This window comes from Flavobacterium sp. P1_E4 (assembly GCF_056405915.1).
Genome location: NZ_JBFUBE010000002.1, coordinates 1 through 20,611 on the forward strand (window position 1 = coordinate 1; position 20,611 = coordinate 20,611).

Consider the following 20,611-nt stretch of genomic DNA (forward strand, 5'->3'; position numbering starts at 1 on the left):
GATATAGTTCGAATCTGGACGATACTTAAACCTCTAAAGCAATTTTAGCCGATATAGTTCGAATCTGGACGATACTTAAACCTCTAAAGCAATTTTAGCCGTTTTTTTTTGTTTAATTTTTAGAAAAAATTAGATAAAGATATAGTTCGAATCCAGACGATACTTAAAACCTCTAAAGCAATTTAGAGGTTTTTTTTWTGTTTAATTTTTAGAAAAAATTAGATAAAGATATAGTTCGAATCYGGACGATACTTAAAATCTCTAAAGYAATTTTAGCCGTTTTTTTWTGYTTAATTTTTAGAAAAAATTAGATAAAGATATAGTTCGAATTCGGTCGATACTTAAAACCTCTAAAGCAATTATAGTCGTTTTTATGCTTACTAATTTTAAAAAATAAACAAAAGATAGCGCTGAATAAGTAAATGATTGACATAAAAAAAGAGACTAATCATAGTCCCTTTTTTATTAATATTTATAGAAAAATTATTTATCTATTTTTTCAAAAGCTTTTTTTACCATTTGTTTTTCTTCTGGAAACCAGCCTTGAAAGATTAAAACAAAACCAAAAATCATTAGAACAACACTAATTCCTCTTTTGATTTTGTAAATATTTGTTGGTGTCATTTTGTGCTTCAATTGCTTCGCTAAAGCTATTTTAATACAATCAATACTCAAATAAGTTATAATAACTGAAATGAAAAACGTAAATACTCTTGTGGTTTCCATTTCTAATTTTGGACCTACCGAAATAATTACGGCCAACCAAAAACCAAGTACACCAATATTAATAATATTCAGAAAAAAGCCTTTAAAGAAAAGACCAATGTAATTTTTTTTTATAATCTCATTATCGATTGTTTTAGTGTTTATTTTCTTTTCTTTTTTAGTTCCTAAAAAAGATATAAAGCCATAAGCCATCATGATAAAGCCTCCAAAAATAAACAGGGAAGAATTATCATTCAAACTTTGAATCAATCTATAACTACCTAAATAAGCAATTGTTATAAAAAAAACATCTCCTAAAACAACACCTAAATCAAAAACTAAAGCAGCTCTAAATCCTTTAATTATACTTGTTTCAAGTAAAATAAAAAAAACAGGGCCAATCATAAAACTCAATAGAACTCCCCAAGGAATACCAGTTAAAATATCGTTTATCATTAAAAAATGACTTTAAAAATTATTTATTATTTCTGAACAATAGTTCCACCCATAACTGTTTCTTGTTTTATTTCTTTTGGTTTACCATAAATAAAAATAGTCCCTCCAGTTTTTACTTTAGCATCAACAAGAGTAGTTGCATTTACATCAGCATTTCCACCAGCAAATATACTTACAGTTGTTTGGGAAGTTTCTAAATCTTTGCCATTAAAAACACCTCCAGAATTAACAGAAACCGATTGAGTGACCGCTTTACCTGACACTGTAACAATTCCTCCAGAAAAAGCTTTAATAGATGTTTTATCTACATCTAATACAACAGTTATTTTAGCTCCTTCCTGAGTACCTAAATCAAAAGTTGTTTGTTTAAAAGTATCTGCACAAGTTACAGAACTACCTTCATTAGCATCAATACTTTGAATTTTTTTGAAATATAATGTCACTTTTGCTTCATCTCCTGTCATCAATTTTGTTAATGGCATTCTTATTTTCAAAAGTCCATTTTTATTAACAATTTCCACTTTACTTTGTTCAGGTCCTGTAATTATGGCCTTCGTTTCATTGGAAGCTATTAGAGTAACACTTAATTTATCAAACACTTTTACATCATCAAAATCCTTGAGAACTATTGTGGTTTGTGCAAAAGTAAATTGAACTAGAAATACAAAAAATACAAAAATTATTCTTTTCATTTTAATAAAATTTAATTGTTAATATCACTATCTAAAAATAACATTATTCATTCCTTCTTATAAAATTGAAATCCAATTGTTTTTTAACTAAATCGGCATTTTTTACTTTTACATAAATCTCATCACCTAATTGCAATAATCGATCAGAATTGGCTCCAACCAAAGCATATTGTTTTTCGTCAAAAGTATAATAATCCTCTTTTATATCACGGGTTCTTACCATACCTTCACATTTATTTTCTATTATTTCAACATAAATACCCCATTCGGTAACTCCAGAAATAACACCTAGGAATTCCTGATCGTTATGGTTTTGCATGTATTTTACTTGCATGTATTTTATAGAATCTCGTTCCGCATTGGTAGCTAAACCTTCCATAGTTGAGGAATGTAAACATTTTGCTTCATACGTATCTTCATCAACAGATTTTCCTCCATCCAAATAATACTGCAATAAACGATGAACCATAACATCCGGATAACGACGAATAGGAGATGTAAAATGAGAATAATAATCAAATGCTAATCCATAATGGCCAATATTATCCGTAGAATATTTGGCTTTACTCATAGATCGAATGGCAAGAGTATCAATTAAATTTTGTTCTTTTTTACCATTCACTTCTTCCATCAATGCATTCAATGATTTCGAAATATCTCCTTTGTTTCTAAAATCAATTTTATAACCAAACTTAGCAATAAGATTTTGCATCGCTATTAATTTATCTTCATTTGGTTCATCGTGAATTCTATAGATAAACGTTTTCTTTTGTTTACCAATGTATTCCGCCACTTTTCTATTTGCCAAAAGCATAAATTCTTCAATCAAATGATTCGCATCTTTTGAAACTTTAAAATAAACTCCTTCCGGTTCTCCTTCAGCATCCAAGTTGAATTTTACTTCTACTTTATCAAAAGAAATGGCACCTTCATTCATTCTGTTTCTTCTAAATATCTTTGCTAATTGATCCATTTTTAGCGTAGCTGCCACAATTTCATCTGAAACCACATAAGAACTTCCAGTTATAGAAATATCGACAGGAATAGTATTGTCTTTGGTTTCTATGATGTATTGCGCTTCTTCGTAAGCAAAACGTTGATCGGAGAAAATAACAGTTCTACCAAACCATTGATTTACTACTTTGCTAGTTTCTGTAATTTCAAAAATAGCCGAGAACGTATATTTTTCCTCTTGAGGACGTAATGAACAAGCAAAATTAGAAAGTACTTCTGGTAACATTGGTACTACCCTATCCACCAAATAAACTGATGTAGCTCTTTGAAAAGCTTCATCATCGAGTATGGTCCCTTCTTCCAAATAATAAGAAACATCGGCTATATGAATTCCAATTTCATAATTACCATTTTCTAATTGTTTGAAAGATAAAGCATCATCAAAATCTTTGGCATCTTTTGGATCAATTGTAAAAGTCAGCGTATCACGCATATCACGACGTTTCGCAATTTCACTGGCTTCAATCGAAGTGTCTATTTTTTGGGCAAAAGTTTCTACTTCAATAGGAAACTCAGCTGGCAAGCCATATTCGGCTAAAATGGCGTGAATTTCAGTGTCATGTTCACCTGGTTTTCCAAGAACTTTAACCACTTTTCCAAAAGGACTATCGGCTCTTGTAGGCCAATCTTCAATATGGACCAAAACTACATCTCCTTGCTCAGCCTCCCCTATTTTATCCTTTGGAATAAAAATATCTGTGTACATTTTTGGATTCGCAGTTGACACAAAAGAGAAATTCTTTTGAATATCAATAACCCCAACAAAGTCGGTTTTGTATCGTTCAATTACTTCAATCACTTCACCTTCAGCTCTTCTACCGCTTCTTTTATTATAAACATACACTTTTACGGTATCTTTATCTAGAGCGTGATTCAAATTATTGCTTGGAATAAAAACGTCTTCTTCAAATTCTGGACAAATAAAATAAGCAGTTTTACGACCGGTCATATCAATTGTTCCTTCGTAATACTCTTTGCTTGCCGCTTTTATTAAATATTTTCCAGGTTCGGATTCTATAATTTTCTTTGAAGCTGCCAAAATCTTTAGATCTTTTATGATTTGATTACGGCTTTGGGTATCATCTAATTCTAACTTGGCTCCTATTTGCTTATAATTAAAGGCTTTATTGGCACTTTGCGATAATATTTTTATAATTTTATCTGAGAAATCTTTCTCTTTCTTTATCGGCTTTCTTAATCTTTTACTCATGTATCTTTTCTTAAAAGTCTAAAATTACAAAATTGTATTCACTATTCCTTATTCTGCCTAGAGTTTTAAACTAATAATAACTTTACTACATTTATAAAAAATTCAAAATGAAAGGCTTTAAAACGATTGCTATTTTTAATTATCCACATGAAATCGTGGTACTTAGACATATTCTGGATCAGGAAGAAATTCATTATTTTTTTGAAAATGAACATATCGTCTCCATTGACCCATTGGCAAGCTTTGCCTACGGTGGCATACAACTAAAAGTACACCCAAACGATTTTGAACAAGTTCAAGAAATACTAGACAATTTGAATTCCAAACTTTCAATCGTTTAAAAATTTTCAAAAATTCAATTTTATTTTTTGTTTTCAAATTTCAAAGTTGTCAACATATATTAAATACAACAAAAAGAAAATTTAAATTTAAATTAATTATTTATGGTTATTATAGCTTGTTAATAGTTGCTATAAATTTCTAGAAAAATGTATTGAAATGAAGTTTTAGCTTTTTATCTTGAGTTATTAACAGTCTTATTTATACTTAAATTCCTGTTTTTTAGGATATTTTTTAAATTAGTTAACAACTGTTAACAATTCAAAAAATAGATAAATTGTAAATAAGTGAATTTTGTTTTCTTGTTGAAAAACCAATTTTAAGTATTGATAACTTTTCTAAAAATTCATCAAACTTTATTTGGATTTCTAATATAGGTTTTGGATTACTTATTTTTTGTTTACAAACATAAAAAACTTCTAAAATTCTATCTAAAGTTATAAACACTTTTTGTTAACTTAAGGTTAATTGAATATCAAGTACTTACGTTTTGCTATTAACAATACAAAATATTAACATTAAAATTACATTCTGTGTATTGATTTGCAGACTATTATATATTTATGAAAATGTTAATAAACTCCAAAATTTCTTAGTATCAAGGAGTTGTGTTACAGTTATAAAATAATATAGAAGTTCTTATTTCTTAATCTATTATTAGAATTGAATAACTATTTTTTGGCTTATATCTAAAATACTTTGGTTAAATTTGCAGTTCAAAATCTAATACAAAAAAAATGAAAATTTCGATAGGAAATGACCACGCTGGACCAGATTATAAAAAAGCTATTGTTGCAATGCTTGAAGCAAAAGGATATGAAGTGACCAATTACGGTACCGATACTGAAGCAAGTGTTGATTATCCTGATTTTGCGCATCCGGTTGCTGAAGATGTAAGTGAAGGTAGAGCTGATTTTGGAATTGTTATTTGCGGAAGCGGAAATGGAATTGCCATGACTGTTAATAAACATGCTAAAATCCGCGCTGGTTTATGTTGGACTAAGGAAATTGCAGTTTTGACAAGATTGCATAATGATGCCAATATTGTTAGTATTCCGGCACGATTTACTTCTATTCCACAGGCTGTAGAAATTGTTGAAACTTTCTTGGCTACCGAATTTGAAGGAGGAAGACACCAAAATAGAGTTAATAAAATTGCTTGTCAATAAAAAATTCGCGAGGTGCTTCGCACCAAAATATTTAAAGGCTCAGTTTTAAACTGGGCTTTTTTTGTTTTATAATGATATTAAATCAAAATAAAACAAGAAGATAATGGTTATAATCTGAAGGGAAACGATTCCGAAAAATTTCAACAAATAGCTTGTTTTTGATGTTTTGTGCCGAAAAATCGACATCGCAAGCGATGATCCAATTGTTCCACCGATGGCCACCCAGGCCAAAAGTGTTTTTTCGGAAATTCTACTTTTGTTTTTAATGGCTAGTTGTTTGTCGTAGGCTATTGTAATAAACGCCATAAAATTAACAAGAAAAAAGAAATACACTAATAACTTCATTTGAGTAAAATAAGGTTCAAAGATAGTAGAAGTTTGTTGTTTTTATTATATTTAGAGTCTCTATTTAAGCCTTAAAAATATATAAATTATGAGCCCAGTTAAATTATTTGAAGAGAAAAAAGTACGTAGCCATTACGATGCTGAAAAAGAAATTTGGTATTTCTCGGTTATTGATGTGATTCAGATTTTGACAGGAAGTACAATACCTAAAAGATATTGGACAGATTTAAAAAAGAAGTTAAAACTTGAAGGAAGTGAAGCGTACGATAAAATCGTACAGTTGAAAATGCTTGCCGAAGATGGTAAAAATCGCCTGACAGATACCGCAGATACTGAGACATTACTTCGCTTAATCCAATCTATTCCCTCACCAAAAGCGGAACCGTTTAAACAATGGTTGGCAAAAGTAGGTTACGAACGTATACAAGAATTGGCTGATCCAGCTCAAAGTTTAGATCGCGCCCGTGAAAATTGGCAAAAACTAGGAAGAAGCGAAAAATGGATTCAGCAACGAATGACAGGGCAGGAGACTCGTAATAAATTAACCGATTATTGGAAAGAAAGCGGTGTCGAAAAACAAGATGAATTTGCATTATTAACCAATATAATTCATCAGGAATGGACAGGATTATCTGTAAAAAAGCACAAAGAAGTTAAGGGTTTGGAAACCCAAAACTTAAGAGATCATATGAGTGAGGCTGAATTGATTTTTACTGCATTGGCGGAACTTTCTACTAGACAAATAGCAGAAAGTGATCAAGCCAAAGGACTTATTGAAAATGCAAAAGCAAGTAAAAAAGGAGGTGCTATTGCCAAAAATGCCCGTATTGCCCTGGAAGACAAAACCGGAAAAAGCGTAGTGACAGGTGAGAACTTTTTGCCACCATCAAAAAAAGAATTAAACTGATAGAAATGCATTCCTTTTTCTATTTTTACATGATAATAAAATTACAGCATAAATAATGACCAATTTACAATTCATATCAAAGTACGTTGCCACAGCAACAATCAACATTCAAAACACGGTTCAATTATTACAGGAAGACTGCACGATTCCATTTATTTCGAGATATCGAAAAGATAAAACTGGAAACTTAGATGAAGTATTTATTGAGCAAATTGCTAAATTTCAAAAAGAATATGAAACTATTGTAAAACGTAAAGAAGCTATTTTGAAATCCATTCAAGAACAAAATGCTTTGACGCCCGAATTGGATAAAAAAATCCAGCAGAGTTTCGATTTACAAGAGTTGGAAGATTTTTATCTGCCTTATAAAAAGAAAAAAAGAACCAAAGCCGATGTGGCTAGAGAGAATGGATTAGAACCTTTGGCGAAGATTATCATGGCGCAAAGCAAGGATGATGTTGATTTCTTGGCAACACAATATTTGAATGAGAATGTGATTAATGAAGAATCGGCATTGCAAGGTGCAAGAGACATTATTGCCGAATGGATTAATGAAAATATTTACGTTAGAAAGCAACTCAGAAGATTGTTTGAGCGCAAGGCTACAATTACGACTAAGGTTGTTAAGTCTAAAAAAGAGGAGGAAGGCGCCCAGAAATTCAATCAGTATTTTGATTGGGCAGAACCTTTGACCAAAGCACCATCACATCGTTTGTTGGCCATTATGAGAGCTGAAAACGAAGGTTTTATCAAGTTCAAAGTAGATGTGGAGCTTGATGATGCTTACGATATTATTGACGAATTAATTATAAAAGGAGACAACAGTACCACGCCACACATTCAATTGGCGATTGAGGACAGTTATAAACGTTTGTTGAATCCTGCAATTTCGAACGAAGCATTGCAGGAAGCTAAAGCCAAAGCGGATGCCAATTCGATTCAGGTATTTGCGAATAATTTAGGGCAGTTGTTATTGGCTCCGCCATTGGGTGAAAAACGAATTTTGGCAATTGACCCAGGATTTCGTTCGGGATGTAAAGTGGTTTGTTTGGACGAGAAAGGGGATTTGTTGTATAACGAAACCATTTATCCTCATGCACCTCAGAATGAAACTGCAATGGCGATGAAAAAGATAAAATCGATGGTAAATGCCTATAATATTGATGCGATATCAATAGGAAACGGAACGGCTTCACGCGAAACCGAATTCTTCATCAAGAAAATAGCTTTTGATAAACCTTTACAAGTATTCATCGTATCGGAGGCTGGGGCTTCGGTGTATTCGGCTTCGAAGATTGCGAGAGAGGAATTTCCTAATTATGATGTTACGGTTAGAGGATCGGTTTCCATTGGGAGAAGATTATCGGATCCGTTGGCAGAATTGGTTAAAATTGATCCAAAAGCCATTGGAGTTGGGCAATACCAACACGACGTGGATCAAAACAAACTTAAAGAAGAACTGGATAATACGGTGATTCGTTGCGTGAACTCGGTGGGAATAAACATCAATACGGCAAGTAAGCATTTGTTGGGTTACGTGAGTGGAATAGGGGAGAAGTTGGCCGAAAATATTGTAACATACCGTTCAGAAAACGGACCTTTTACAGACAGAAAACAACTCAAAAAAGTGCCTCGTTTGGGTGACAAAGCCTACCAACAAGGAGTTGCTTTTATCCGAATTTCGAATGCTAAGAACCCTTTGGATAATTCTGCAGTTCATCCAGAAGCGTATGCTATTGTTGAAAAAATGGCAAAAGATTTGAAAATAACGGTAAATGATTTGATTGCCAACAAAGAAAAAACGGCTTTAATTAAACCTGAAAATTACATTACGGCGGATATTGGAGTTTTGACCTTGAAAGACATCATAAAAGAGTTAGAAAAACCGGGATTAGATCCAAGGAAAGCAGCGACTGTTTTTGAATTTGATCCGAATGTCAAATCAATAAAAGACGTTAGAACCGGTATGATTTTACCCGGTATTGTGAATAACATTACCAATTTTGGATGTTTTGTTGATATTGGAGTGAAAGAAAGCGGTTTGGTACATATTTCCCAACTCAAAGCGGGTTTTGTAAGCGATGTGAATGAGGTTGTCAAATTACACCAACACGTTCAGGTTAAAGTGACGGAGGTAGATGAAGACAGGAAAAGAATTCAGTTGACTATGGTGATTTAAATGTATAAAAAAGGGGTTCAAATTAAATGAACCCCTTTTTTCATATTTATTATGTTTTTTAAAGTTGGATAACTCCACCTATATTAAAGCTGCCTCCCGAATTTTTGATGTCATCACTAGAAGCGTTATTAATATTGGTTAAACCAGAAAAATTTTGATAATCTAGTAAAATACCGAATTTCTCAGTAACTTCTATTTTATAGCCTATTCCAAAAGTGAATCCTAATTGGAAAGATTTTAAAGTATTGCTAGAAATTTCTGTAGTATTTCCTGAAGGATCACTTACTTCAGCATTTAGTAAAAAAGAAGGACTTATTCCAAAATTTAAATTCCATTTTCGAGTGCTCCCAAAGTGCCAGTTAGCATTTAATGGAATACTCAAATAGTTTAATTTATCTTCCCAGTTACCTCCATATTTATATTCACCCCCCATTTTGTCAAAAACTAATCCAGAACGCAAGCTCCACCTGCTATTAAAATAGTAATCAGCTGTTGCGCCAAATTCTACTCCAGCATTTGCGTCAGTATTACCTCCTTCATTGTTTTCGCTAAAGTTAGAATATCCAATTTTTGGGGTAATTTCAACAGTTCCTTTTTCTCTAGATTGTGCGTTAGCAAATGCAAATGAAATTAAGGCAATTAAAGGCAATAAAATTTTTTTCATAATAGTTTTTTGGGTTAATTTTTTTTGTGGCGAATGTAGTAAGCAAAAACTTTATAAACAACCGAAACAAGAAAAAACTTATGTGTTAAAAAAAGCTGTTTCAATGACGGGAATTATTTAAGAAAATTGGAAGCTTCTAAATTATGTGACTTTATTAAGTATGCATTATTTAAGGTGAAATCAACTACTTATATTTAAGTAAAAAACTACAAATTACATAAAACTACGTATTTTTACTTATTTGTAAAGAATTGCGAATATCCAAATAGCACCGACTCTAAGTAGATGAAATGATAATTGACATCATTTTTTCGGGTTCATTTATAAAAAATGCATAAAAAAAGAGTCTTTTTTTTGAGTTGATAACATGGCTCAGAGGGGTGTGTCAATTACCATTTATTGCGAAAAACCTATACATTTACTTCAAATAAAGACAGTTACAGTATAATTTTTACTGATTTTGTCATTTAACAAAGATTTGTTCATTGATCCAAATGGTCAATAGAAGAATTGGTTTTGGATGTCTTAAACACTTAAAAAACAAACAATAATTAACTACAGATGAAAGAGAATCAAGCTATTTGCAACAGTTGTAGTAATGAAAATTGTTTTATCAAAAAGCATATTCATTTGCCCAACATGCAAAGTTACATAGAGAAGAAACACAGTTTTACCTGCAAGAAGACACAGCAGTTCATTATAGAGGGCGCACCCATTCAGGGGCTTTATTTTGTACAAAAAGGAAAGGTGAAAACGGTAAAAACAGGAATCAACGGCAGGGAACAAATTGTTCGGTTTACCACAAATGGGGATACGGTTGGTTTTAGGGGTTTTGGGACGAGCAATCGATATTTGATAGGCGCTTATGCCTTGGAGGATACGGTTTTGTGTAATTTCAACAATGAAGTGATGCTCGACATTCTTAAAAATGTTCCAGAGTTTACTTATGATATGATGCTTTTTTATGCCGAGGAGTTGAACAAGAGCGAGAATAACATTCGTAAAATTGCCCACATGAATGTGAGAGAGCGCGTGATCGATACCTTATTATATATCCATAGAAAGTTTGGACAAACAAATGATTTGATTAATCTTGATTTGTCCCGAAAAGAAATCGCCGACTTTGCTGGAACAACCGAAGAACAAGTAACCCGAGTGATTTCGAGTTTGAAGAGAGAGGCTTTAATAAAAACGGTTGGGAAGAAAATAGGATTGCAACAAATCAATAAAATGAAATCGGAGATTATGGAACATAAGTATGTATAAGTAGTTTTAGATTTGAACTTTGAATTTATTAAGCCCTTCTGGGGCTTTTTTTGTGGAAATAAATGTTGTTTTAGGAGTATTGGAGGATAAATATTTTTTTGACGTTGAGCTAAGTACGTATTTTAGATAAAAACTAAGTGGCTATTGATACCAATAATTATGGGACTTCATGAGATTTGTTTGCGTTAACGCAGAAAATTAATTGTTTTCTGAATAATTTTTGCTGTGTAAAAAAGAGGTTTTAGGCTGTAAAAAGAAAATACGTAAGTATTAATACGTATGTATATTTGCTTCATACTAATCAAAACCAATTTATCATGCAAAAGATTACAACCACAATACAAAAAATAAAAGCACTTAAAAAAAGAAAAAATTCAAAATCGATACTATTAGGTTTGGCCATAACATTGTTTGGTTATAACGCTGCAAATGCACAGTTAACAGCATCAGGACAATTTAGACCAAGAACAGAATTCAGAGATGGTTACAGTACTTTGCAATCAAAAGACGCCGAGACAGCTGTTTTTACTTCACAAAGAACCAGATTGAATGTTGGGTTTACAGGATACAGATTCAAATTTTTTGTTGCTGTTCAGGATGTTCGCGTTTGGGGACAAGATGCTTCAACAATTAACAGAGTAACAACTGCAGAGAATAATGGAATTCAATTGCACGAAGCCTGGGGTGAAATTATGTTGAATGACACCGTAAGCAGTATTCAAAATTTATCTTTAAAAATAGGACGTCAGGAGATTTCGTATGATGACCAAAAGGTAATAGGAGGACTGGATTGGTTACAACAAGCGCGTTACCATGACGCGATTGTTTTGAAATACTTTAACAAAGGATGGACAGCCGATTTTGGTGCTGCTTTTAACCAAAACAAAGAATTATTAGCGGGAACAATTTACAATGGAGTACCAGCTGCAACTTCTGGTTATACCGCAGGAACCAACGGTTTGGGGACCAATTATAAATCATTGGAATATGCATATTTGGCTAAGAAATTTTTCTTTGGAGACATTTCCTTTTTATTCTTAAGCGATAATTTTAATAAATACTCAAATGTCACTTCGGGAACTCCACCGGTGACGACCAAAGTATTCGAGCAAGGAATTTGGACCCGTAACACTACCGGTTTCTACTATAATATCAATGCTACCAGAAAATTGAAATTTGAAGGAAGTTTGTACCACCAATTTGGTCACGACAAAAACGGCCGTAGTCTAAGCAGTGATTTGACTTCTATAACGGCGACTTTACAAGTAGGCAGAAAATTATTTATAGGCCCTGGAGTTGATTATTTATCAGGAAACGATGGAACAAAAGCCGTTACAGCGACTTCAGAGAACAATCAATTTGATCCGCTTTATGGAACGCCTCACAAATTTTGGGGAACTATGGATTATTTCTACGCCTCAAGCGGTTTTGGAGCTCAAGGTTTGCTAAACTACTTTTTGAAAGCCAAATACAACTTGAAAGACAACCTAACCCTTTTTGCAGATTTACATGGTTTCGAAGCCGCAAACACTTTGTCTAACGGAGCAGGAGGAACGCAAAGCAGTTATTTGGGAACAGAATTAGATTTGAAAATGTCTTATAACATGACCAAAATGATCAATATTGAAGCTGGTTACTCATTCATGCAGGCAACCAATTCAATGTCATCAGCACAAGTTAAAAATGTTGCAAACGCGAATTTAACTCCACAATGGGCTTATGTGATGGTGAATATTAAGCCTAATTTTTTAAACAAAAAGTAATTGAATTAACGATTTAAAAATTAAAAAAATGATACAGACTAAAAAACATATAAGAACTCTTTTTGCCCCATTGATGTTGGTAATGTGTGTGGTTTTGTTTTCTTCTTTCAAAACAAATCCTAAACCGCCAATTGCCGGCGAACCGATCAAATTAGGTTTTATTCCCTTGACCGATTGTTCGCCAATCGTAATGGCCAAAGAACTGGGATTATTCAAAAAATACGGTGTTGAGGTTATCGTAACCAAAGAAACGTCTTGGGCAAATGTTCGTGACAAAATCTTAACAGGTGAATTGGACGGAGCACACTGTTTATACACTATGCCTTTTTCAGTATACACTGGAGTAGGAGGTAAGGCTGGTTCCGAAATGAAAATCGCCATGATGCTGAATGTAAACGGACAAGCAATTACCCTATCGAATGATTTTTGCGGTAAAGTGGGATTCAAACAAATGAATAAAGTAACCCCGGTTGTGGCTGCCAAATTGAAAGCCGAAAAAGAAGTGACTTTCGCCATGACTTTCCCAGGAGGAACCCACGATTTATGGTTGAGAAACTGGATGTCATTGGCAGGATTAAATCAAAAAGCGGTTAAAATCATCACGATTCCGCCTCCGCAAATGGTTGCCAACATGAAAGTGGGTAACATGGATGGATACTGTGTAGGAGAGCCTTGGGGCGGTGTTGCCGTAAAGCAAGGGATTGGATTTACACAGATTGCCTCTCAAGATATTTGGAAAGACCACCCAGAAAAAGCTTTGGTTGTGAACAAAGAGTTTAGCGAAACACGTCGTGAAGATTTAAAGAAAGTTATGAAAGCGATTCTAGAAGCCTGTATCTGGCTGGATAATCCTGCCAATCGCAAGAAAGCGGCCGCTATTATCGGGAAAGCGCCTTATGTAAATGCCCCTGCCGATGTTATTGAAGCCAGACTAATGGGAGATTATAACTTAGGCTGCAACCAAGGAACTGAAGTATATGACAAAGATTATATGTTGTTTTACAAAGGAGGAACCGTGAATTATCCTCGTAAATCTTATGCTATCTGGGCTATGGCACAATTTGTACGATTTGGATATTTGAAAGAAGAGCCAAACTATAAAGCAATTGCCGATAAACTAATTCTTCAGGATTTATACGAAGAAGTGGCCACAAGTATGAAAATAAAGATCCCAACAGACGATATGAAACCCTTCTCGCTCACGATGGACAAAACGGTTTTCAACCCATCGAATCCATCAGCATATTTAAAAGTGGTGAAGCGTTAAAAATTTGGGCGTGACCACGTTGAACAAAGGGGGCTACTTGAGAGACCGCTTATTCGCCCCCTTTGTTCAACGCGGTCGGGCTATCACGAGCGCTATGGCGCCTTGCTCAAATGAAATTCACTGAACTCCAATGAAAATAAATGTATAGTGAAGTAATCCCTCACGCACTTCACAGATTTCAAGATCGATTTGTTCCTTAACACCTATGACAGAGGTATTAAAAACTAATAGCATTGGTACTTAATACAAATAAAAGAGGCAATAAAGACTAATATTATTGGTACTTAGTACCAATAATAGAGGTAATAAACACCAGCACTATTGGTGGTTTGCACCAATAATAGAGGTAGTAAATACCAACACTATTGGTACTTATCACCAATTATAGAGGTAGTAAATACCAATAATAGAGGTAATAAACACTAACACTATTGGTACTTATCACCAACTTTAAACACTAATAAAGAAATATTAATAAAAATCTATAATCATGTCACATTCAACTACAGCAACAATCGAACAAGAAGAAGTAGTAGAAAACTATTCACTTCTCAACACTTTTGGTAAAGTAATTAAGAAAAAAAACCTTAGAAAAGCGTCACGCTATATTTTAGAAAAGGCAAAATCAATTGCATTTGCTTGTATTGGATTGACTATTTTTTGCGGATTTTGGAGCTTATTAAGTTATTATACAAAGGAAGCGCTTCCAGGACCAACAGCAACTTTAAAGGTTTTATACGAAATGTTGAGCGATCCATTCTATGATTATGGGCCCAACGACAAAGGAATCGGACTGCAATTGTTTGTCTCCATCAAAACCGTTTTATTAGGGTTTTCATTAGGTTCCTTATTTGCAATTCCTTTCGGAATCCTGATTGGAGCAAGTTCTTTCTTCAAAAAAGTATTCTATCCTATTGTTCAGTTTTTAAAACCAGTTTCGCCTTTGGCTTGGTTTCCTATCGGTCTAGTTGTTTTCAAAGACACTGGAATGGCGACCATATTTATCGTGTTTATCACCTCTTTGTGGTCTACATTGATTAACACTTCTTTTGGAGTAAGTACAATTCCGCAAGATCATAAAAATGTAGCCAAAGCTTTTGGCTTTTCAAAATGGAGATATTTAACCAAAGTTGTTTTCCCATACACCTTGCCACACATTATAACAGGATTGCGATTGAGTATAAGCGTTGCCTGGTTGGTTATCGTTGCCGGCGAAATGTTATCGGGTGGTGCAGGAATTGGATTTTTCGTATGGGACAGCTGGAATGCATTAAGCCTTGAAAAAGTGATTTCGGCCATAATCATCATCGGATTTGTGGGAATTATTTTTGACGGATTTTTTACAATGATTGAGAAAAAAGTATCTTATTTATAAGATTCTAAGACTCTAAGATTCTGAGTTACTAAGATTTTAAAAGCTGTCTTAGCATTAAAAATCTTTAAAAAACTTAGTATCTCAGCATATTAGTAACTTTAAAAAAAATGAACTCAAAAGTCTTAGAAACTTAGAGTCTCAGTAACTTAAAAACTTTAAAAAAATGAGCTATTTAGAAATAAAAGATTTAGAAATATCTTTTCCAACTCCAAAAGGAAAATACATTGCAGTAAAAGACATTAACCTTTCGATCAAAAAAGGCGAAATCATATCAATCATTGGGCATTCAGGCTGTGGAAAATCAACTATTATGAATGCGATAGGAGGGATGTTGACACCAACAGGAGGATCGGTAGTATTGGACAATAAAAACATCAAAGGGCCAGGACCAGATCGTGGAATCGTTTTTCAAAATTATTCGTTATTGCCTTGGCTAACGGTGGAAAACAATATTTTTCAGGCTGTCGATTCGGTTATGGATTGCTCCACAGCAGAGAAACACGAAATCGTGATCAAAAACCTAAAAATGGTTAATTTGTTCCAACATAAAGATAAATTGCCAGGTCAGCTTTCTGGTGGAATGAAACAAAGAGTGGCTATTGCCAGAGCTTTTGCCATTAATCCTGGAGTATTATTGCTGGACGAACCTTTTGGAGCATTAGACGCTTTAACAAAAGGATCTATGCAACTCGAAGTTTTGAAATTGTGGAATCTGGACAATAGAGAAAAAACTATTATAATGATTACACACGATATCGAAGAAGCATTGTTTTTGTCAGACCGTATCGTGGTTTTGCATAATGGTCCAGCTTCTACCATTCGCGAAATTGTGACGGTAAATTTGCCAAGACCTAGAAATAAAATTGAAATCGTTAAAACCCCTGAATATATCGAGCTAAGAGATCATTTATTGCACCTCTTAACCGACCATTTTTCAATTGAGGATATGGGGGTTACCTATAAAAATTAGTTAATTTGGTTACCTAAAAAAGGCTTTTCAATCTCTTGAAAAGCCTTTTTTTTAAAATAAAAAATTCCAAACTCCTTATATAAAATTGGAATTTGGAATTTAAGATTTAGGAATTTTTTATCAAAATTCTTATTTCGTTTCTTCTTCTTTTTTGTCAGCTGGCTGATCGTCTTTGGCTGCGTTTTTAAATTCTTTAACACCGCTTCCTAAACCTTTCATTAATTCTGGAATTTTTTTACCTCCAAAAAGTAATAAAACAACTGCCAATATAACAAGGATTTCTGGTAAACCTAATCTTCCCATGATTGAATATTTAATGCCGTAGCAAATTTGTAATAAATCTAATGTGCAAATGTATATAGAATAACTTAATACACATTCATTTTGATTGATTTATTTACTTTTGACAGCGTTAAATATTTTATAAAATTGTAGGGTTAGGAATTCAACTACTTAGAGGAGGCTAGTGTTGGCAACGCTTTAAATTATTATATTTGTGACTTAAACAAATATCATGTCCAAGAATCGATTAAAAAAGAAGAAGTTTTTTGACAGATTATTAATCAAAAATCGATTAATAATTTTGAACGAGGATACTTTTGAGGAAATTTTTTCTTTTAAATTGAACATTATGAGTGTCTTTGTTTCGCTTTCATTGGGTGCTATTTTCCTGATTTCAATTACAACCGTTTTGATTGCTTTTACTCCTTTACGAGAATTTATACCTGGTTATTCTTCTTCTCAATTAAAGAGAGATGCAACCGTTTTGGCATTAAAATCAGATTCCCTTTCGATAGCTTTGAAGAAAAATGAAGCCTATATAAAATCGATTCAAAAAGTACTGAACGGTGATTTGGAATACGCCAAATTCAATAAAGATTCTATCCTTTCAAGTGCTGATGAAGCTGTAGAACCAGTAGATTTATCAGCTTCCGAAAAAGAAAAAGAGTTGAGGGAAAGAGTGAGTAAAGAAGAGAACACTCAGCAATCCTCCCCAAAAGGAAAGAACCTAAACACTAAAAAATAATCCGACAGTATCGGAATTATAACAGAATATTACAATTTTTAAACAAAGCCCAAAAGAATGTCACTAAAATCGATTGCAGCAAAAATATTTGCACAAAAAATATATAAAAAGACACAAGCTTGGGCCAATTCTCCAGTTGAAACCCAGAAAGCTGTTTTCCAAAGTTTGATACAGACCGCTAAGCAAACTCAATTTGGGAAAGATCATCATTTTGAACAGATAAAAACGTATGAGGATTTTGCAAAACAAGTTCCTGTTCGTGATTACGAAGCTTTGAAATCCTATGTGGATAGAGTGGTAAAAGGGGAAGAAAATATACTTTGGAAAGGGAAACCACTTTATTTTGCAAAAACTTCGGGAACGACATCGGGAGCGAAATACATTCCGTTGACCAAGGAATCGATGCCGTATCATATTGAAGCAGCCCGAAATGCGATTTTGCTTTATATACACGAAACCAAAAATGCCGATTTTGTAAACGGTAAAATGATTTTCTTGCAAGGAAGTCCTATTCTGGAAGAAAAATACGGAATAAAATTAGGGAGATTGTCTGGAATTGTGGCACATTTTGTTCCAAAATATTTGCAAAAAAACCGACTACCTTCTTGGGAAACCAATTGTATTGAAGATTGGGAAACCAAAGTAAACGCTATTGTTGATGAAACTATTGACGAAGACATGACCGTGATTTCGGGAATTCCTTCTTGGGTTCAAATGTATTTTGAAAAACTGCAGCAAAGAGCAGGAAAGCCCGTTGGTGAGATTTTCAAGAATTTCAATTTGTTTATTTACGGAGGTGTCAATTATGAACCTTACAGAGCCAAATTTGAAAATCTTATTGGGAGAAAAGTCGACAGTATCGAATTATTTCCGGCTTCTGAAGGTTTCTTTGCTTATCAGGATTCCCAAAAAGAAAAGGGAATGTTGCTGTTGCTGAATTCTGGAATTTTTTATGAATTTATAAAAAGTGAAGACTTTTTTACAGAAAGTCCAAAACGATATACCATTGGTGAAGTGGAGTTGGGAGTTAACTACGTTTTGATTATTTCTACCAATGCCGGACTTTGGGGTTATAATATTGGCGACACCGTTCAGTTTACCTCTTTGAAACCCTATCGTGTTATTGTTTCGGGTCGAATCAAACATTATATCTCGGCTTTTGGTGAACACGTTATTGGGAAAGAAGTGGAACACGCTTTGCAGGAAGCCATGACAGGAACAACAGTGCGTGTGAATGAATTTACGGTAGCACCGCAAATTACGCCTATTGGAGGGTTACCCTATCACGAATGGTTTATCGAATTTGAAAATGAACCAGACGACAGCGACACTTTTGCGGAAGCGCTAGACAATGCCATGCGAAAACAAAACATTTATTATGATGATTTAATTGTGGGGCATGTTTTGAAAAAACTTGTTATTACCAAAGTGGCTAAAAACGGTTTTCAAGATTATATGAAATCTATTGGAAAATTGGGCGGACAGAATAAAATTCCAAGACTTTCTAATGATAGGAGTATTGTAGCGGTTTTAAACCAAAAATAAAAACTATACATTTGAGGGTATAAAAGAATATAAGCATGAAAGAGACTAAAAATATATCCAGATCCAGAGCACAAGAATCATCGGCGGCAATTGAAAAAATGTACATTACGATGCGCCATCTTTTCAATAGAGGATTTTACAAACCGATGGGAATTTCTGGAGACACATTAAGAGAAGCTTTGTTGGCTTTAAGACCTGAAATTTATGGAAATATTGCCGAAGAAAAAGTTGAATTAAATGGACTTTTATATGTTATAGAACGTCTTCCGGTAGGAATCGAAGAGTGCCGTTTTATTAATTTAACCTCGGATGAAGGTTATTCCAAATCACATTTTAAAGCTATAGTTCCACCAAAAAGACGTCGCAATTGCTACCGAATAGATGAGGAGCAGATGAATGTTGAAATCACTCGAGGACGATCGGACATTTACGATATTCTGACCCATTTGACGTTTATTTTCATCGAATCACATAAAATTAAGAATAGAGTTTTGCTAGATGATGGCGGTGAAGTTTCCCGTGATTGGATAAAACTGGAATCGGCAGTTTCCCAAAACAAAAAACTGAGTCTTGTTGAAAAAGAAAAAGCTATTTCACATGCAGCTAATATCCTGGGGAGAACCTTCGAGGAAGTTTTGGACATTTATGATGCTTTTGGAACAGAAACAGCGCCAGACCGCTTTTTGCACGTAATTTATTGGTTGGGAAAACTAGCGATAGAAGAAGTTGTTGATAGCAATAAAAGAACGATTACGTTCAGCCCTATTTTAAGAGAACGCTTGGGACATCATATCCACGGAGAAGTTTGGGCAACCAACATCAAGGAAGTTTTAAAAGCTAACCAGCTTTTGGACAGACCGATTCACGTGATTAGTGCTAACATGCACTCGGTGATGAATTCTATTTTTGCCACACCTATTTTGAAAACAAAATTCAAAGACAAAACCGATTTCTTTATTTATGAAGAATTGAGCAAATCGGGGGCGAATGAGCTTCGCAATCAGGTTGAAGCCGTTGCGCTGAAACAAGGTATGATTTTCTTGCCTGATACATCGGGAACCAATATAGATGTTCAAATTTTTGATACTGCCAAAATTGACTGGTCGAAATCATCTTTCCCAAAGGCAGATTTAGGAGAGAAAAAACCGATTATTATTGTTATGGATTATGCTTTTGGAGAACAAGCTTATGAAACCATAGACGAGTTATTGAAACCTTATAAAAAAGATACTTTGCTTAAAGTAAAATCGGTTTCGATTATGGGGAAAGCAGGAATTCTGGAAGGAGGAAAAGGAGATATCATGATTCCAAACGCCCATATCAATGAGGGAACAGCCGACAATTATTTCTTCGAAAATGAATTGACTGCCGAAATGTTTGAAGGTAATGACATAGCAATTTTTGCAGGGCCAATGGTTACGGTTCTTGGAACATCGTTGCAAAATCGTGATTTATTGAAATTCTTCCACGAATCGACTTGGGGAGTTATTGGGTTGGAAATGGAAGGTTCCTATTATCAAAAAGCCATTCAATCTGCTTCCAAAATCAGAAAAAGCGTTCCTCACGACATCAAAGTGCGTTATGCTTACTATGCCTCAGATAACCCTTTGGAAACAGGAAGTACGTTGGCTTCTGGAGGTTTGGGAACCACAGGAGTAAAACCTACGTATTTGATCACGATTAAAATACTGGAACAAATTTTTAATGTAAAATAAAAA

Annotated in this window: 18 protein-coding genes; 12 read left to right on the forward strand and 6 right to left on the reverse strand. The window is 33.9% G+C overall.

What is annotated here, in order from left to right:
- Window positions 1-483 precede the first annotated feature (483 nt).
- The 3 genes from AC1DY0_RS01805 to rnr are packed head-to-tail and all read right to left on the reverse strand — an operon-like array spanning window position 484 to window position 4,077.
- Complete coding sequence (locus tag AC1DY0_RS01805) at window positions 484-1,161, reverse strand: LysE family translocator (RefSeq protein WP_477186980.1); 678 nt, start codon at window positions 1,159-1,161, stop codon at window positions 484-486.
- A gap of 26 nt (window positions 1,162-1,187) precedes the next feature.
- The gene (locus AC1DY0_RS01810) at window positions 1,188-1,853 is read right to left on the reverse strand and encodes a head GIN domain-containing protein (RefSeq protein ID WP_477186981.1); all 666 of its coding nucleotides are present in this window, start codon (window positions 1,851-1,853) and stop codon (window positions 1,188-1,190) included.
- A 43-nt stretch (window positions 1,854-1,896) separates the two neighbouring features.
- On the reverse strand, window positions 1,897-4,077 hold the full coding sequence (gene rnr / locus AC1DY0_RS01815; protein ID WP_477186982.1) for a ribonuclease R: 2,181 nt from the start codon (window positions 4,075-4,077) through the stop codon (window positions 1,897-1,899).
- Between the two features lie 107 nt (window positions 4,078-4,184).
- Here rnr and AC1DY0_RS01820 point away from each other — a divergent pair, with 107 nt between their 5' ends.
- Window positions 4,185-4,418, forward strand: coding sequence for a putative signal transducing protein (locus AC1DY0_RS01820; protein WP_477186983.1), 234 nt, complete (start codon window positions 4,185-4,187; stop codon window positions 4,416-4,418).
- Between the two features lie 735 nt (window positions 4,419-5,153).
- Window positions 5,154-5,585 (forward strand): ribose 5-phosphate isomerase B, encoded by a 432-nt coding sequence (rpiB, locus tag AC1DY0_RS01825; RefSeq protein WP_326399813.1) that lies wholly within the window; start codon window positions 5,154-5,156, stop codon window positions 5,583-5,585.
- A 66-nt stretch (window positions 5,586-5,651) separates the two neighbouring features.
- On the opposite strand, the gene AC1DY0_RS01830 is transcribed toward rpiB, so the two are convergent.
- Window positions 5,652-5,930 (reverse strand): DUF1294 domain-containing protein, encoded by a 279-nt coding sequence (locus AC1DY0_RS01830; RefSeq protein WP_477186984.1) that lies wholly within the window; start codon window positions 5,928-5,930, stop codon window positions 5,652-5,654.
- 88 nt (window positions 5,931-6,018) lie between these two features.
- Between AC1DY0_RS01830 and AC1DY0_RS01835 the strand changes: the two genes are divergently transcribed.
- Both AC1DY0_RS01835 and AC1DY0_RS01840 read left to right on the forward strand, forming a co-directional pair.
- Window positions 6,019-6,837 (forward strand): BRO family protein, encoded by an 819-nt coding sequence (locus AC1DY0_RS01835; RefSeq protein WP_477186985.1) that lies wholly within the window; start codon window positions 6,019-6,021, stop codon window positions 6,835-6,837.
- A 55-nt stretch (window positions 6,838-6,892) separates the two neighbouring features.
- A complete protein-coding gene (locus AC1DY0_RS01840) occupies window positions 6,893-9,016 on the forward strand; it encodes a Tex family protein (RefSeq protein WP_477186986.1) in 2,124 nt (707 codons plus the stop codon).
- Between the two features lie 58 nt (window positions 9,017-9,074).
- Here the strand turns inward: AC1DY0_RS01840 and AC1DY0_RS01845 are convergent, their stop codons facing one another.
- Window positions 9,075-9,680: a porin family protein gene (locus tag AC1DY0_RS01845; protein WP_477186987.1), complete on the reverse strand. Its 606-nt coding sequence runs from the start codon at window positions 9,678-9,680 to the stop codon at window positions 9,075-9,077.
- A 561-nt stretch (window positions 9,681-10,241) separates the two neighbouring features.
- Between AC1DY0_RS01845 and AC1DY0_RS01850 the strand changes: the two genes are divergently transcribed.
- From AC1DY0_RS01850 to AC1DY0_RS01870, 5 genes are all read left to right on the forward strand, one after another.
- Window positions 10,242-10,946 carry a Crp/Fnr family transcriptional regulator gene (locus AC1DY0_RS01850; protein ID WP_477186988.1) on the forward strand — a complete coding sequence of 235 codons (705 nt, stop codon included), beginning with the start codon at window positions 10,242-10,244 and terminating at the stop codon, window positions 10,944-10,946.
- Between the two features lie 317 nt (window positions 10,947-11,263).
- Window positions 11,264-12,709 carry an alginate export family protein gene (locus AC1DY0_RS01855; protein WP_477186989.1) on the forward strand — a complete coding sequence of 482 codons (1,446 nt, stop codon included), beginning with the start codon at window positions 11,264-11,266 and terminating at the stop codon, window positions 12,707-12,709.
- A 28-nt stretch (window positions 12,710-12,737) separates the two neighbouring features.
- Window positions 12,738-13,976: a CmpA/NrtA family ABC transporter substrate-binding protein gene (locus AC1DY0_RS01860; RefSeq protein WP_477186990.1), complete on the forward strand. Its 1,239-nt coding sequence runs from the start codon at window positions 12,738-12,740 to the stop codon at window positions 13,974-13,976.
- Between the two features lie 490 nt (window positions 13,977-14,466).
- The gene (gene ntrB / locus AC1DY0_RS01865) at window positions 14,467-15,351 is read left to right on the forward strand and encodes a nitrate ABC transporter permease (protein WP_477186991.1); all 885 of its coding nucleotides are present in this window, start codon (window positions 14,467-14,469) and stop codon (window positions 15,349-15,351) included.
- Between the two features lie 163 nt (window positions 15,352-15,514).
- On the forward strand, window positions 15,515-16,321 hold the full coding sequence (locus AC1DY0_RS01870) for an ABC transporter ATP-binding protein (RefSeq protein ID WP_477186992.1): 807 nt from the start codon (window positions 15,515-15,517) through the stop codon (window positions 16,319-16,321).
- Window positions 16,322-16,450: 129 nt separating this feature from the next.
- Here AC1DY0_RS01870 and tatA read toward each other — a convergent pair whose 3' ends face one another.
- Window positions 16,451-16,624, reverse strand: a complete 174-nt coding sequence (gene tatA, locus AC1DY0_RS01875; protein ID WP_111408361.1) for a twin-arginine translocase TatA/TatE family subunit — start codon at window positions 16,622-16,624, stop codon at window positions 16,451-16,453.
- A gap of 211 nt (window positions 16,625-16,835) precedes the next feature.
- Here tatA and AC1DY0_RS01880 point away from each other — a divergent pair, with 211 nt between their 5' ends.
- Genes AC1DY0_RS01880 through AC1DY0_RS01890 form a run of 3 tightly spaced genes read left to right on the forward strand, consistent with a single transcriptional unit; the run spans window position 16,836 to window position 20,608 of the window.
- Window positions 16,836-17,348, forward strand: a complete 513-nt coding sequence (locus AC1DY0_RS01880; RefSeq protein ID WP_477186993.1) for a peptidase — start codon at window positions 16,836-16,838, stop codon at window positions 17,346-17,348.
- 57 nt (window positions 17,349-17,405) lie between these two features.
- The gene (locus AC1DY0_RS01885; protein ID WP_477186994.1) at window positions 17,406-18,893 is read left to right on the forward strand and encodes a GH3 auxin-responsive promoter family protein; all 1,488 of its coding nucleotides are present in this window, start codon (window positions 17,406-17,408) and stop codon (window positions 18,891-18,893) included.
- Between the two features lie 35 nt (window positions 18,894-18,928).
- Entirely contained in the window at window positions 18,929-20,608 is a 1,680-nt protein-coding gene (locus AC1DY0_RS01890; RefSeq protein WP_477186995.1) for a DUF6909 family protein, read from the forward strand.
- The last annotated feature ends 3 nt before the right edge of the window (window positions 20,609-20,611 follow it).

Bases quoted from the DNA above. Each gene is read 5' to 3' on its own strand.
- AC1DY0_RS01845 (WP_477186987.1), bottom strand. From the start codon at position 9,680: ATGAAAAAAATTTTATTGCCTTTAATTGCCTTAATTTCATTTGCATTT.
- AC1DY0_RS01880 (WP_477186993.1), top strand. From the start codon at position 16,836: ATGTCCAAGAATCGATTAAAAAAGAAGAAGTTTTTTGACAGATTATTA.
- AC1DY0_RS01860 (WP_477186990.1), top strand. From the start codon at position 12,738: ATGATACAGACTAAAAAACATATAAGAACTCTTTTTGCCCCATTGATG.
- AC1DY0_RS01830 (WP_477186984.1), bottom strand. From the start codon at position 5,930: ATGAAGTTATTAGTGTATTTCTTTTTTCTTGTTAATTTTATGGCGTTT.
- rnr (WP_477186982.1), bottom strand. From the start codon at position 4,077: ATGAGTAAAAGATTAAGAAAGCCGATAAAGAAAGAGAAAGATTTCTCA.
- AC1DY0_RS01840 (WP_477186986.1), top strand. From the start codon at position 6,893: ATGACCAATTTACAATTCATATCAAAGTACGTTGCCACAGCAACAATC.
- rpiB (WP_326399813.1), top strand. From the start codon at position 5,154: ATGAAAATTTCGATAGGAAATGACCACGCTGGACCAGATTATAAAAAA.
- AC1DY0_RS01850 (WP_477186988.1), top strand. From the start codon at position 10,242: ATGAAAGAGAATCAAGCTATTTGCAACAGTTGTAGTAATGAAAATTGT.
- AC1DY0_RS01820 (WP_477186983.1), top strand. From the start codon at position 4,185: ATGAAAGGCTTTAAAACGATTGCTATTTTTAATTATCCACATGAAATC.
- AC1DY0_RS01835 (WP_477186985.1), top strand. From the start codon at position 6,019: ATGAGCCCAGTTAAATTATTTGAAGAGAAAAAAGTACGTAGCCATTAC.
- tatA (WP_111408361.1), bottom strand. From the start codon at position 16,624: ATGGGAAGATTAGGTTTACCAGAAATCCTTGTTATATTGGCAGTTGTT.
- ntrB (WP_477186991.1), top strand. From the start codon at position 14,467: ATGTCACATTCAACTACAGCAACAATCGAACAAGAAGAAGTAGTAGAA.
- AC1DY0_RS01885 (WP_477186994.1), top strand. From the start codon at position 17,406: ATGTCACTAAAATCGATTGCAGCAAAAATATTTGCACAAAAAATATAT.
- AC1DY0_RS01855 (WP_477186989.1), top strand. From the start codon at position 11,264: ATGCAAAAGATTACAACCACAATACAAAAAATAAAAGCACTTAAAAAA.
- AC1DY0_RS01870 (WP_477186992.1), top strand. From the start codon at position 15,515: ATGAGCTATTTAGAAATAAAAGATTTAGAAATATCTTTTCCAACTCCA.
- AC1DY0_RS01890 (WP_477186995.1), top strand. From the start codon at position 18,929: ATGAAAGAGACTAAAAATATATCCAGATCCAGAGCACAAGAATCATCG.
- AC1DY0_RS01810 (WP_477186981.1), bottom strand. From the start codon at position 1,853: ATGAAAAGAATAATTTTTGTATTTTTTGTATTTCTAGTTCAATTTACT.
- AC1DY0_RS01805 (WP_477186980.1), bottom strand. From the start codon at position 1,161: ATGATAAACGATATTTTAACTGGTATTCCTTGGGGAGTTCTATTGAGT.